The organism is Streptomyces globisporus C-1027, from assembly GCF_000261345.2.
GTDB lineage: Bacteria > Actinomycetota > Actinomycetes > Streptomycetales > Streptomycetaceae > Streptomyces > Streptomyces pakalii.
The window spans coordinates 332,737-345,613 of sequence record NZ_CP013738.1; the positions used below are offsets into that span (position 1 = coordinate 332,737).

The 12,877-nt window shown below is 72.9% G+C and carries 8 protein-coding genes and 1 riboswitch; of the genes, 6 read left to right on the forward strand and 2 right to left on the reverse strand.

The genetic code is table 11. The features are described from left to right. Positions 1-14 precede the first annotated feature (14 nt). Positions 15-1,442 carry a prenyltransferase/squalene oxidase repeat-containing protein gene (locus WQO_RS01405; RefSeq protein ID WP_010060835.1) on the reverse strand — a complete coding sequence of 476 codons (1,428 nt, stop codon included), beginning with the start codon at positions 1,440-1,442 and terminating at the stop codon, positions 15-17. 131 nt (positions 1,443-1,573) lie between these two features. Next, positions 1,574-1,650: riboswitch (cobalamin riboswitch) on the reverse strand. 363 nt (positions 1,651-2,013) lie between these two features. Here WQO_RS01405 and WQO_RS01410 point away from each other — a divergent pair. The 6 genes from WQO_RS01410 (at position 2,014) to WQO_RS01435 (ending at position 10,930) form a co-directional block, all read left to right on the forward strand. Beyond that, positions 2,014-4,803 carry a prenyltransferase/squalene oxidase repeat-containing protein gene (locus WQO_RS01410; RefSeq protein WP_010060837.1) on the forward strand — a complete coding sequence of 930 codons (2,790 nt, stop codon included), beginning with the start codon at positions 2,014-2,016 and terminating at the stop codon, positions 4,801-4,803. Beyond that, a complete protein-coding gene (locus tag WQO_RS01415) occupies positions 4,800-5,723 on the forward strand; it encodes a hypothetical protein (protein WP_010060839.1) in 924 nt (307 codons plus the stop codon). Before WQO_RS01410 ends, WQO_RS01415 begins: the two co-directional genes overlap by 4 nt. Continuing rightward, the gene (locus tag WQO_RS01420; protein ID WP_058953831.1) at positions 5,713-6,915 is read left to right on the forward strand and encodes an energy-coupling factor transporter transmembrane component T; all 1,203 of its coding nucleotides are present in this window, start codon (positions 5,713-5,715) and stop codon (positions 6,913-6,915) included. The genes WQO_RS01415 and WQO_RS01420 overlap by 11 nt, the downstream gene beginning before the upstream one ends. After that, positions 6,912-8,600 (forward strand): ABC transporter ATP-binding protein, encoded by a 1,689-nt coding sequence (locus WQO_RS01425; protein ID WP_010060841.1) that lies wholly within the window; start codon positions 6,912-6,914, stop codon positions 8,598-8,600. Before WQO_RS01420 ends, WQO_RS01425 begins: the two co-directional genes overlap by 4 nt. After that, a complete protein-coding gene (locus WQO_RS01430) occupies positions 8,597-9,484 on the forward strand; it encodes an ECF transporter S component (protein ID WP_010060842.1) in 888 nt (295 codons plus the stop codon). Before WQO_RS01425 ends, WQO_RS01430 begins: the two co-directional genes overlap by 4 nt. A gap of 495 nt (positions 9,485-9,979) precedes the next feature. Then, complete coding sequence (locus WQO_RS01435) at positions 9,980-10,930, forward strand: DUF3048 domain-containing protein (RefSeq protein WP_010060843.1); 951 nt, start codon at positions 9,980-9,982, stop codon at positions 10,928-10,930. 67 nt (positions 10,931-10,997) lie between these two features. Here the strand turns inward: WQO_RS01435 and WQO_RS01440 are convergent, their stop codons facing one another. After that, positions 10,998-12,731, reverse strand: a complete 1,734-nt coding sequence (locus WQO_RS01440; protein WP_058953832.1) for a discoidin domain-containing protein — start codon at positions 12,729-12,731, stop codon at positions 10,998-11,000. Between the last annotated feature and the right edge of the window lie 146 nt (positions 12,732-12,877).

A 12,877-nucleotide genomic window follows, 5' to 3' on the forward strand; every position in this document is an offset into this window, starting at 1 on the left:
GTGTGCATCACGGGTCAGGAGTAACGCAGGGCGATCGTGTCGCCGACCCCGATCACCTTGTTGCGGGCGGCCCCGGCGAACGCCGAGCCGTCGACGGACACCTTCCAGGTCGCCGACCCGGCGTTGGCCTTGCCGTTGACGGAGGTGATCGTTCCGGTGCCGGAGGCGGGAACGACCGAGGTGACGCAGCCCGCCGGGGTGGCGGCGCTCGTCGCGGCGGCCAGGACGGCGCCGAGGGTGGTGGTCGTGCCGGTCGGGGTGAAGGCGGCCGAGCAGACCTTCAAGGCGCCGGTGCCGTCGTCCACGGTGAGCGCCAGCTTCGTCGCCGTACCGGCCGTGAAGCCGCCCGCCGCGACCCACTTGGGCGCGCCCGGGGTCACCGGGGTGGGCGGGGCGGCGGTGAATCCGCCGCCCGCGACGGCGCGCAGGGCGTCGAGGGAGGAGTAGGCGGACGGGGAGGTGTCGGACGGCTGGTACTTGAAACCGCCGCCCGGGTTGTACTGCTGGGCGATCAGGAAGTCGATCGGGGTCTTGCCGGCCGGGGTGAGGAAGTCGCCGGTCTGCGGATTGATGCCGCAGGCGTTGAGCCCGGAGACGGCCCAGCCGTTGGAGCTGGTGTTGATGCCGTACATGGCGTTGAACGCGCCGGAGGTGTTGATCAGCTTGCTCTTGAGGAACGCCTTGGCCTGGAGGATGTCGGGGTCGGTGTTGGGGACGCCGGAGGCGCAGAGCGCGGCCATGGACGCTCCGGTCATGTCGACGTCGCCCGGCTTGGCCAGCTCGGTGGCGTTGCCCTCGGCCTTGGCGTAGGTCCAGCCGCCGTCGTTGTGCTGGTTGGCCCGGAGGCGGGTGACGATCTTGTCGACGAGCGCCTGCGGGACCCGCTGGCCGCCCGCCTGGGTTCTCGCGCCGCCCAGGGCGAGGGCGGCGAAGACGGTGCCGTTGTAGTTGGCGGAGGGGCCGAAGTAGCCGGCCTCCGCGTTCTGCCAGTAGCCGTAGATGTCGGCGATCAGGTTGCGTGAGGCGGAGACCCGGGCGGGGTCGATCCCGGCGGCGTACGCGTTGAGCGTGCCGCGCTGGTAGTCGGTGACGACGGGGGTGGCGGAGGGCCAGCCGGGGGTGGCCAGGAGGTTGCGGTAGACGGTACGGGCGTTCTTGGTGGCGTCGCCGCCCGGAGTGACGTCCACGGCAGCCGTTCCGGCGGCGGCGAACGCGCTGAACGCCCACTCGTTGGAGAGCCCGGAACCGGCGTACGAACCGTCCGCCGCCTGGAGGGACTTGACGTACGCCACACCGTTGGTCTTCGAGGTGGCGATCTGGGCGGGCGTGGACGTCGCGGCGGCGGGCAGCGCCGTGAGGGCGAACGCCCCGAGGACGGCGGGCGCCACGAGGGCGAAGCGGCGCGGCGTACGGGAGGTGCGGGAGGGGACAGAACGCGGCATGTGCCTGCTCCTGAGGTGAGGGGCGCACGGCACCGCGCCGCCTCCCGGGCCGCGCGCGGCGGGTCGGGGCAGGCTGGGGGTGGCCGACGCCCGGACGCGTGGGTACGGCTTTCCTGGGACAACCACCGTCTGGGCATTCGGGCTCGGGAACGGCCCCCTGCCGTCCCACACCGCTGCGCGTCAGCCCCGGATTCGCACCGGGTTCCCCCCTACGGCAGGCCAGGACGCTACCCCAGGGGGCACCGGCGCGCCAGGGACGGCCGGGCGTACGCCGGAGCGTCGGCGAAGGAGACACAGGCCACCTTGACGGCCTCTTCGAGAGCGTGTTCCAATCCGCCTGATACGCACTCATCCCCAGGGGAAGCCGGTCGAATTCCGGCGCTGACCCGCAACCGTAGGCCCGCATCGCGCGGGCGAGCCGGACTGCCTGGGACCAGGAATCACAGCGAGAAGCGCCGTCGCGGACTACGGCGTGGTTCGAACAGCCCCCTGCGGGCGGCCCCTCTGCGGCCGCCCCTCGCCGGGTGCTCTCTGCCACGCACGACCCGCCCGGACGACACGAGGGGCCGTGGTGGGGACCGCACAGCAACAGGACCGGCACGTCGGGAAGAAGAGACTTCTGTCGCTGCTCACGGCGGCCGCCGTGACGTTCGCCGCGAGCGTGGCGTTCGTCACCGGCGCGGGCCCGGCGGCGGCCGACCCGGTCGCGGAGTGCACGGCCACGAAGGGCGCGATCGTCGCGGTGGACTTCGGACCGTTCGGCGGCGATGTGGTGCGCGGCTGCGACACCACGCCGACCACCGGCTACGAACTCCTCCACGAGGGCGGGTTCACCACCGAGGGCACCCAGCACGACGGCGACGGCTTCATCTGCCGGATCGGTAATGGTTCCTTCAACTCGGGTACGCAGTACCCGACTCCGGCCACCGAGGACTGCGTGCTGACCCCGCAGGCCACCGCCTACTGGTCGTACTGGATCGCCTCGCCCGGCCAGGACACCTGGTCCTACAGCCCGCTCGGCGCGATGAGCCGCAAGCCGCAGGCGGGCGACGTGGACGCCTGGGTGTTCGGCGGCACCGACGTCGGGGGCTCCACCGGCCGCCCCGCCTTCACCCCCGACGAGGTACGCGCCGGCGGGGGCGCGACGCCCGGCCCCACCGAGGACCCGACCGGCGGGCCGACCGTGCCGGCCGGGGAGATCGACGTAACGGCAGCCGCCCGCTGGGTGAGCGGCCAACTGCGCGAGGGCACCCACGTGGTGGACGAAGGAGCCGAGACACCCAACGACTTCCTGACCACGGAGGCCGCGTACGCGCTCGCAGCGGCGAACGGCAAGGGTGCGGCCCTGGACAAGGTCGTGACCCACCTGGCCGGCCGCACGGACGCCTACGCCTACCCGGCAGGTGCGGACGAGCCGCCCGCCGCCCCGGCGGCGGCCCGGCTGGCGCTGCTCGCGGAGATCACCGAGGGCGACCCGCGCGACTTCGGCGGGCACGACCTGCTCGGCGACCTGGCGGAGAACGTCTGCCCGGCAGGACCCGAGTCCGGCAGCCCCACGCCCGGCTGCACGGCCAAGGGCGACTTCCACGGCGCGACGTACGCCGACGGCCAGGCGCTGGCCGTGCTGGCGCTCCTGCGTGGCCGGGTCGAGCGGCCCGCCGGGACCGAGGAGCGGCTGACCCAGCTGGTCTGCCAGGACGGCTCGGTGACCGGCATCCTGCTGAGCCCCGGTGAGTACTGCGACGGCGATCCGGCGACCACCGGGCTGGTGGCGCTGGTGCTGGACGAGGCGGGCGGGCATGAGGCCGCCGTCGCCAAGATGCGTACGTATCTGGAAAAGGCCCAGCTGTCGTCGGGCGCGTTCCCCGCCTACAACGGGTCGCCCACCGGCTCCGTCGCGGCCACCGCCTACGCGGCGCAGGCACTGCGCGCACTCGGTGACGGCGGCGCGGCGGACGCGGCGGTCGCCTGGCTGTCGCGGGAGCAACTGGACGGCGGCGGCTTCGGGTTGGACGAGGGCGCCACCGATGCCGGGCTGTATGCGACGGCCCCCGCCGTGCTGGCGGGGTCGGGCACGGACCTGGTGAGGCTGGTCGCGAAGGCCTCCGAGCCGACCGTCCCGCCGACCACTCCCCCGACGACCGGCGGCCCCACGACGAAGCCGACGATGCGCCCGCCGGGTGGGGGCCCGGACCTCAAGAAGGGTGTCGGCTTCCTCACGCACCCCGCGAACCTGCTGCAGGGCCGCTACTACGACGACGGGGCCGGGCAGGGCCAGGCCGAGTTCGGCATGACCATCGACGGGGCGTTCGCCCTGGCCGCGACCGGGCACGACAACAACGCGCTGCGCACGGTCGTGGACTTCCTCTCCGGCGGCGGCAAGGACCGCACGGGCCGGACGCTGGTGGACTGGTCCGGGATCGGCGGCAAGTACGCGCAGGGCGGCAGGATCGGCAAGGCGGCCCTGCTCGCGCAGGCCGTCGAGCGCGACCCGCGGGACTTCGGCGGCCGGGACCTGATCGCCGCGGTGACCGACGCCGTCTGCGAGAAGCCGAGCACCGCCCCGGACCGCAGCTGCCCCGCCAAGGGCGCCTACACCTACTCACCGTCCGTCTTCGCCCAGTCCCTCGGGATCATCGCGCAGGTGCGCGCGGGCGAGGAGAAGGCGGCCGAGGCCCCGATCGCGTATCTGGCGAGCCTTCAGCACGCCTCCTCGGGTGCCTGGCCGAGTCTGATCCCCTCCACGGGGGACTCGGACGTCGACTCGACCGCCATGGCCGCGATGACCCTGGACCTGGTCCCGGGTGACGCGCACGCGGCCGCCGTCGACAAGTCGCTGGCCTGGATCGCCGCGCGGCAGTTGCCGGACGGCGGCTTCCCCGGCGCGTCCGGCAACTCGGTCAACTCGGCGGCGCTGGCCGTGCAGGGCCTGTCCCTGGACGCGGAGAAGTACGACAAGCAGATCACGAAGGCGCTGAAGTTCCTCGCCTCGCAGCAGAACAAGGACGGCGGGTTCAACGTCGCGAAGGAGGGGCAGCCGGGCTCCGACATCCGCGCCTCGGCGCAGGCCGTCGGCGGCGCCACCGGCATCTCCTTCGGCACCCTGGTCCGCAGCCTGGAGGGCACCACGCCGAACCCGGTGCCGTCCTCCTCCACCCCGGTGATCGTCACCCCCGGGGACAGCACGGGCGGCGGGGGCATCGTGAACGCCGACGGTCCGGGCGGCGGGGGCGGCCTCGCGTCGACCGGTGCGCAGGCGCTCGGCCTCGCGGCGGCCGCCGCGGTGCTGGTCCTGGCGGGCTGGCGTACGGTCGTGACCGCCCGTAACCGGCGTGGCGCGGCGGCGGGCGGTGAGCGGTGAACCCGTGCCTGCTCCGTACCGTCGGCCGGGCCCTGGCCGTCCTCGGCCTGACCGGCGCTGCGGCCCTCGCTCCCGCAGGCCAGGCCTCGGCGGCCCCGCAGCCGATCGGCCGGTGCACCATCTCCTCGGGCGTGGTGCTGGCGGTCGACTTCAGCCACTGGGGCGGTCCCGTCTACCGCTCCTGCGGTACGACGCCGACGACCGGCTACGAGCTGCTCAACCAGGGCGGCTGGCGGACCACCGGCACCGGGCACGACGGCCCGGCGTTCATCTGCCGGATCGGCTACAGCGGACACCAGGGCGGCAAGCAGTACCCCACCTCCCAGCAGGAGGACTGCGTGCTGACCCCGCCCGCCTCCGCCTACTGGTCGTACTGGCACGCCGACCCCGGCGAGAACACCTGGGAGTACAGCCAGCTCGGCGCGATGAGCTACCGGCCCCGGCCGGGCAGCGTGGACCTGTGGATCTTCGGCGGGACGAACATCGAGGGCACGAAGGGCCGCCCCACCGCCACCCCCGACCAGCTGCGCGCCCACAACTCCCGTCCTGTGGGAGGCGATCCGGCGCCGAGGCCCGAGCCGAAGCCCGACCCCGTACGGACCGCGCAGCGGCCGGCGGACGGCGACCAGGCTCCGCCGCCGCCCTCCGAGAAGCCGTCCGAGAGGCCTTCGGAGAAGCCCTCGAAGTCGGCGTCGCCGTCCGCTTCCGCCACCGCCTCCCCCAGCCCGTCCGCTTCGGTGACGACAGAGGCGGCGGTGGCCGCGCCGGAGAAGGGGGCCAAGGTGGTGGACGCCGCCCCGGCGGCCGACGCGGAGCACGACTCCGGGTCGATCGTGCCGGTGGCGGCGACGGCCGGTCTCGTGGTGGTCATCGGCGGCGCGGCCGTGTTCGCCGCGAAGCGCCGCCGCCGTGAGCAGTAGTCCGTACGCGGCCCGCACGGCCGGGGGGCGCACCGCCGCCACGCCGGACACCGGCGGGCGGCGGCTACCGCGCACCCTGCACCCGGTCGCCTGGTGGATCTGGGCGCTCGCCCTGGCCACGGCGGTGAGCCGGACCAACAACCCGCTGCTGCTCTTCCTGGTTCTCGCGGTGCTCGGCTACGTCATCACCGTGCGGCGGACCGAGGCGCCGTGGGCCCGCGGATTCAAGTACTACCTGTATCTGGCGCTGACGGTCGTCGCGATCCGGGTGGTGTTCCGGGCCGTGTTCGCCACCGGGATGACCCCCGACGACCACTACCTCTTCTCGCTCCCGCACATCCCGACACCGGACTGGTACGCGGGCATCCAACTGGGCGGCCCGGTCTCGCTGGAGGCGCTGCTGTCGGCCGCGACGGACGGTCTGCGGCTCGCCTGCATGCTGTGCTGCATCGGCGCGGCGAACACCCTCGCCAACCCGAAGCGGGCGCTGCGTGTGCTGCCCGGCGCGCTGTACGAACTCGGCGTCGCCGTCACCGTGTCGATCAGCGTCGCTCCCCAACTGGTGCAGAGCGTGCAGCGGGTGGCCCGGGCCCGGCGGCTGCGGGCGGGGCGCAACAAGGGGCTGAAGGCGCTGCGGGGCATCGTGGTGCCCGTGCTGGAGGACGCGCTGGAGCGGTCGCTGCGGCTGGCGGCGGCGATGGACTCGCGGGGGTACGGGCGAGCCGGTTCGGCGACGCCGCGCTCGCGCCGGCTGACGGGGGCGCTGATGCTGCTGGGCATGTGCGGACTGTGCGCCGGGGCGTACGGGCTCCTCGACCCGTCGGCGCCCAAGCTGCTGGGGCTGCCCGCGCTGGCGGCCGGTTCGGTGCTGTGCCTGGCCGGGCTGCGGCTCGGCGGGCGGCGGGTGACGCGGACGACGTACCGGCCGGATCCGTGGCGGTTCACGGAGTGGGCGGTGGCGTCCTGCGGGGTGCTCTCAGCGGTGCTGCTGTTCGTCAACGTCGGTTACGACCCGGCGGAGTTGAACCCGTCCATCTATCCGCTGAGCTGGCCGACGCTGCCACTCGTCCCGGCCGCCGCGATCCTGCTGGCGGGAGCGGCCGGGTTCCTGGCGCCGCCGCCGAGCCCACCGGCCCCTTCCGCTCCGCCCATCCCGCACATCACCGCACCGCGCACCGAGGAAACCGCATGATCACCTTCGACCGGGTGTCCGTCGTGTACGACGGCGCCGACGAGCCGGTCCTGCGGGACGTGAACCTCTCGGTCGACGAGGGGGAACTGTGCCTCGTGGTGGGCCACACGGGGGTCGGCAAGTCGACCCTGCTGGGCGCGGTCAACGGGCTCGTCCCGCACTTCACCGGCGGCACGCTGTACGGCACGGTCACGGTCGACGGCCGCGACACCGCCGACCATCCGCCGCGTGAACTCGCCGATGTCGTGGGCGTGGTGGGCCAGGACCCGCTGGACGGCTTCGTCACGGACACGGTCGAGGAAGAACTCGCCTACGCGATGGAGCAGTTGGCGATCTCGCCGACGGTGATGCGCAAGCGGGTCGAGGAGACACTCGACCTGCTGGGGCTCGCGGATCTGCGCCATCGGGCGCTGCACGAGCTGTCCGGCGGTCAGCAGCAGCGGGTCGCGATCGGTTCCGTGCTCACCGCCCACCCGCGGGTCCTGGTGCTGGACGAGCCGACGTCCGCGCTCGACCCGACGGCGGCCGAGGAGGTGCTGGCCGCGGTGACCCGGCTGGTCCACGACCTGGGGGTGACGGTGCTGCTGGCCGAACACCGGCTGGAGCGGGTGGTGCAGTACGCCGACCGGGTCATCCATCTGCCGGGCAACGGCCGGGTGGTGTCGGGGGCGCCGTCGGAGATCTTCACGGCGTCGTCGATCGCCCCGCCCATCGTGGAGCTGGGCCGGGCGGCGGGCTGGTCGCCCCTGCCCCTGTCCGTACGCGACGCCCGCAGGGCCGCCCGTCCGCTGCGTACGGCACTGGAGGGCGCGGCTCCCCCGCCGGTGCGCGCGGTACCGGACGCACCGGGTGCGACCCTGCTCAGGGCCCGGGGGATCACGGTCGCCTACCGGGGTGTCCCGGCGGTGCGCGAGGTCGACCTCGATCTGCGGGCCGGGGAGATCACGGCGCTGATGGGGCGCAACGGCTCGGGCAAGTCGTCCCTGCTGTGGGCGCTCCAGGGTTCGGGGCCCCGCACGGCCGGGACGGTCCGGGTGGGCCTGGACGAGTCCGGGGCGCCGGGCGCGGCGAAGGGCGGCGACCCGAAGAAGCTGTCGGCGGCCGAGGCCCGGCGGCTGGTCGGGCTGGTTCCGCAGACCCCGACCGACCTGCTCTATCTGGAGAGCGTCGAGCAGGAGCTCGACCAGGCCGACACCGAGTCCGGGACCGCGACCGGGGCTAAGGCCGCGACCCGCGCCACGGGGCCGTCCGCCCGGGCGATCCTCGACCGGCTGGCTCCGGGCATCGACGGGGCCACACACCCCCGCGACCTCTCCGAGGGGCAGAAGCTGGCGCTGGTCCTCGCGATCCAACTGGCGGCGGCCCCCCGGGTGCTGCTGCTGGACGAACCGACGCGCGGTCTCGACTACCGGGCGAAGACCCAGCTGATCGCGATGGTCGACGAACTGGCCGCCGAGGGGCGGTCGGTGGTGGTCTCCACCCATGACGTCGAGTTCGCCGCGCGCGCCGCGGACCGGGTCGTCGTGCTGGCCGAGGGCGACATCGTGGCGGACGGACCGACCACCGAAGTGATCGTCGCCTCGCCGGTCTTCGCCCCGCAGGTGGCGAAGATCCTCGCACCCCTGCCGTACTTGACGGTCGGCCAGGTGACCGCGGTGCTGCCGGGCGGAGAGGCGGACGCATGAAGAACCTCGGCGGTCCCAAGGACGTCCACGACCTCACCGAGCGATCCGCCGGCGCCATCCGTATCGCCCCGCGCGCCGGAATCGTGATCGCCATGGCGGCCTTCCTCGGTCTCGTCGCCTTCTTCTGGCCCTTCGTCGTCGCCCCCGGCAAGCTGGGCGCGGCCTACGCGCCGCCGCTGATCTTCGGTGTGCTGCTCGTCCTCGTCCTGTGCGTCGTGATCTCCGAGATCGCCGAGGGCGGCATCAACTCCAAGGCACTGGCGATGCTCGGGGTGCTGTCCGCCGTGAACGCGGCGCTGCGCCCGCTCGGGGCGGGGACCGCGGGGATCGAGACGGTGTTCTTCCTCCTCGTCCTGGCGGGCCGGGTCTACGGCCCCGGCTTCGGCTTCACCCTGGGCTGCACATCCCTCTTCGCGTCCGCGCTGATCACCGGCGGGGTCGGCCCGTGGATGCCGTACCAGATGTTCGGCTGCGCGTTCGTCGGCATGCTCGCGGGTCTGCTGCCCCGGGCCACGGGGCGCCGCGAGGTCCTGATGCTCGCCGTCTACGGATCGCTCTCCGGCTATCTCTTCGGCTTTCTGCTGAACCTGTCGTTCTGGCCGTTCTCGGTGGACCCGAACAGCTCGATCGCCTACCTTCCGGGGCTGCCCTTCACCGAACAGTGGCAGCGCTACCTGGCGTTCGACGTGGCCACGTCGTTGGGCTGGGACACCGGACGTGCCGTCACGAACTTCGTCTGCGTGATGCTGGCGGGCCCCGCCGTCCTCACCACGTTCCGCCGGGCCGCGCGCAAGGCGCGCTTCCGTGCACCCGTACGGTTCGCCGCCCGAAAACCGGGTGGCGAGGGTCCGGCGGGGATAGATTCGGGAACGCGGACACCGTGATCGCCTCCGAGGGGAACAGCAGTGGACTGGGGCACGCTCATCGCCACCGTGAGCGGCGGATTCATCGCGATATCGGGCACCGTACTGGCGGACCGGCTGCGCCAGCGCCATGAGAGGGACCGGGAAGCGAAGGAGCGGCGGCGTTCGGTGTACATCGAGTTCATCGCCGCCGTGGGGAAATGCCACACCCGGCTGCGTGGCGTAGCCCAGGCGCAGGATCCACGACGCCTACCACCCCTACCTCGACCTGGCCTGGGCCTACCGGGTGTCGGTGCGCGGGGCGCTGAAGGACCGCGCGTTCTCGCCCGAGTCCTTCGGGTGGGAGGCCTGGGACGGCAGGGAACGGTGTCCGGTGTGCCGCGACCGTCCGGGCCGGGCACGGCCTCCCGCGCGACCGGGCGCACCGGACACGTGATGGTGGATGATGGACGAGGGACCGCGACACGACGACGTTCCGCAGATGTCGCCGGCCGGCGCCCCGGAAGGGCGGTCGTCATGTCCGCAGCCGGAGTGAAGAACCGGGCCGCAGCGCTGTTCGCCGTGCTCGTGCTGGCCGTGACCGCCGCGTGCTCGGGCGGCGACGGCTCGTCGGCCTCCTCCACCAGCCCGTCCCCCCGTACGGGCGGGGCCACCGACGTACTAGCCGTGAAGATCGACAATGTGGCGCCCGCACGCCCCCACACCGGGCTGGAGCGGGCCGACATCGTCTACGTCGAGCAGGTGGAGGCGGGCCTGAGCCGGATCCTCGCCGTGTACTCCTCCGACCTGCCGCCGGTCATCGGCCCCGTACGCAGCGCGCGGGAGACCGATCTGGAGCTGCTGCGGCAGTTCGACCGGCCGACGCTGGCCTTCTCGGGGGCCCAGAGCAGGCTGCTGCCGGTCATCGACCGCGCGCCGCTGGACCCCGTACCGCCTTCGAAGGCGCCCCAGGCGTACTTCCGGGGCCCGGACCGGCCCGCGCCGCACAACCTGTATCTGCGGCCGGAAAGGATCCCGTTCACGGCCTCCGGTGTGGATGCCGTGGCGGAACTCGGGCTCAAGGTCGGAGCGCCGCCGCCCGGCGGGGAGCCGGAGGACAGCCGTTCGGTCCGCTATCCGTCCGCGTCGGTGACGTTCACCTGGTCCGCCGAGGGCGAGCGGTGGCTCGTCTCGCTGGACGGCTCCCCCGCCCGTACGGTCGAGGGCGAGCGGATCGGGGCCGGCACGGTCGTCGTCCAGGACGTGGACGTACGGGAGTCGGACTTCCGGGACCGGTCGGGGAACAACACGCCGTTCACCGAGACCGTGGGGTCGGGGGACGCGGTCGTCCTGCGGGACGGCCGGGCGTACGACGCCCGGTGGTCCCGGAGCTCCGCCGACGCGGACACGGTGTTCAGCACTCCCGACGGGCGCCGCGTCGATCTCGCCGAGGGACCGTTGTGGATCCTGTACGCGCCGCGCGGCTGAAGCCCGGAAAGGGTGTCCGGACGGTGCGGGGAACACACCGTCCGGACGCCCGCGACCTGCGGGTTTCCTACTGCCAGACCTTGATGTAGTCGATGCTCATCTTCTGCGGGAAGCGGGTGGTGGCGTCGGGCGGGCCGGGCCAGTCACCGCCGACCGCGTTGTTGAGGATGAGGAAGAAGTCGTGGTCGAACACCCAGGGTCCGCGGGTGCTCTCCAGCTCCTCCTTGTCGACCGTGTGGGTGACGTTGCCGTCGACCCGGAAGGTCATGCCCTTGCTGTTCCAGTCCACCGCGAAGGTGTGGAAGTCGTCGGCGAAGTTCGCCCCGCCCGGCAGGGAGTACGGGGCTCCGTAGCCGGCCGCACCGTTGTACGCGGGTGCGTGCAGGGTGGAGTACGTGGTGTTCGGCTCCTTGCCGACGTGCTCCATGATGTCGATCTCACCGGTGTAGGGCCACGGACGCCCCTGGTCGAAGTAGTCCGCGCCCAGCATCCAGAACGCGGGCCAGAGCCCCTGCGTACCGGAGACCTTGATGCGGGCCTCGACCCGGCCGTAGGTGAACTGGAACTTCCCGTAGGTGTTGAGCCGCGCCGAGGTGTACTGGCACGTGGTGCTGCCGCTCAGCGGGTCGGGCGGGCAGGCGGAACCGGGGGTCGCCTCGCGGCGGGCCTCCAGGACGAGACTGCCGTTGCCGTCCTGGGCGGCGTTCTTGTTGTTCGTGTAGTACTCCAGCTCGTTGTTGGGGCCGGTGCCGGTCTCCGGGACCCACTTGGCCGGGTCGGGCGCCGCGCCGGCGGGGCCGTTGAACTCGTCGCTGAACACCAGCCGGTCGTAGGCGGGGTCCGCGGGCAGCGGCGGTGCGGGGATCGGCGCTCCGCCGGTGCCCCAGACCTGGAACTCCCAGAGCGAGTAGCCGTATTCACCGCTGCGCTGCGTGGCGTACAGGCGCACGTGCCGGCCGGTGCCGCTGACGTCCAGCGTCTCCTTGAAGCCGGTGCCGGTGGTGGTGGAGTGGATCGTCGTCCAGTCGCTCCCGTTGTCGGAGACCTCGATGCGGTAGGCCCTGGCGTACGCCGGGTCCCACTGGAGGACCACCCGGCTGATCTCCGCGCGGGCGCCGAGATCGACGGCGATCCAGCCCGGGTCGGTCCAGCCGCCCTCGGGGCTGGTGGCCCAGCGGCTGGCGGGGTCGCGGTCGAACGCCTTGTCCGGGGAGCACTCCCAGCAGGTGCCGTCATGCTGGGACGTCGAGGCGGAACCGGTCCTGCCGTAGGACAGCAGGACGTCGTCGCCGGGGGCCGTGCCGCCGGTGGCGGAGTAGACCTGGAACTCGTGGAGGGAGTAGCCCCAGGGGGTGGCGCGCTCGGTGCCGTGCATCCGGATGTAGCGGCCGGTCCCGGAGACCGTCACGGTCTCGACGCCTCCGGAGCCGGTGGTGGTGGAGTGGATGGTCCGCCAGTCGGCCCCGTTGTCGGAGACCTCCAGGCGGTAGCCCTTGGCGTACGCGGCCTCCCAGGTGAGGACGACCTGTCCGATCGAGGTGCTCGCGCCGAGGTCGATACGGATCCACTCGTCGTCGGTGAAGCCGCTGGACCAGCGGGTGGAGGTGTCGCCGTCGACGGCGGACGGGGCCGTGAAGGGCGCTTCGGTGCTGGAGGCGGTGGCCGGCTTTCCCTGGGAGACGAGAACGGCCGCGGCGGCGGCGCGTTCGGGGGCGACGGCCACCGAGAGGGTGAACAGGAGGGCCACGGCGGCCATGACCGCCAGGGCACCGCGCAACCGTGGTGTTCCACGGGCTTCCATGCGAACTCCTTGCTCTGTGAGGGGATGAGGCCGAGAGAGCGCTCCCCCGCAGAGGGGAGCGTGGCCGGAGCGGAGTGAACCGTCAAGGGTTACGGCCGAGTTGATTCCAGGTGCCACAGCGACGGCGTCCGACTTGTCACGCTGAT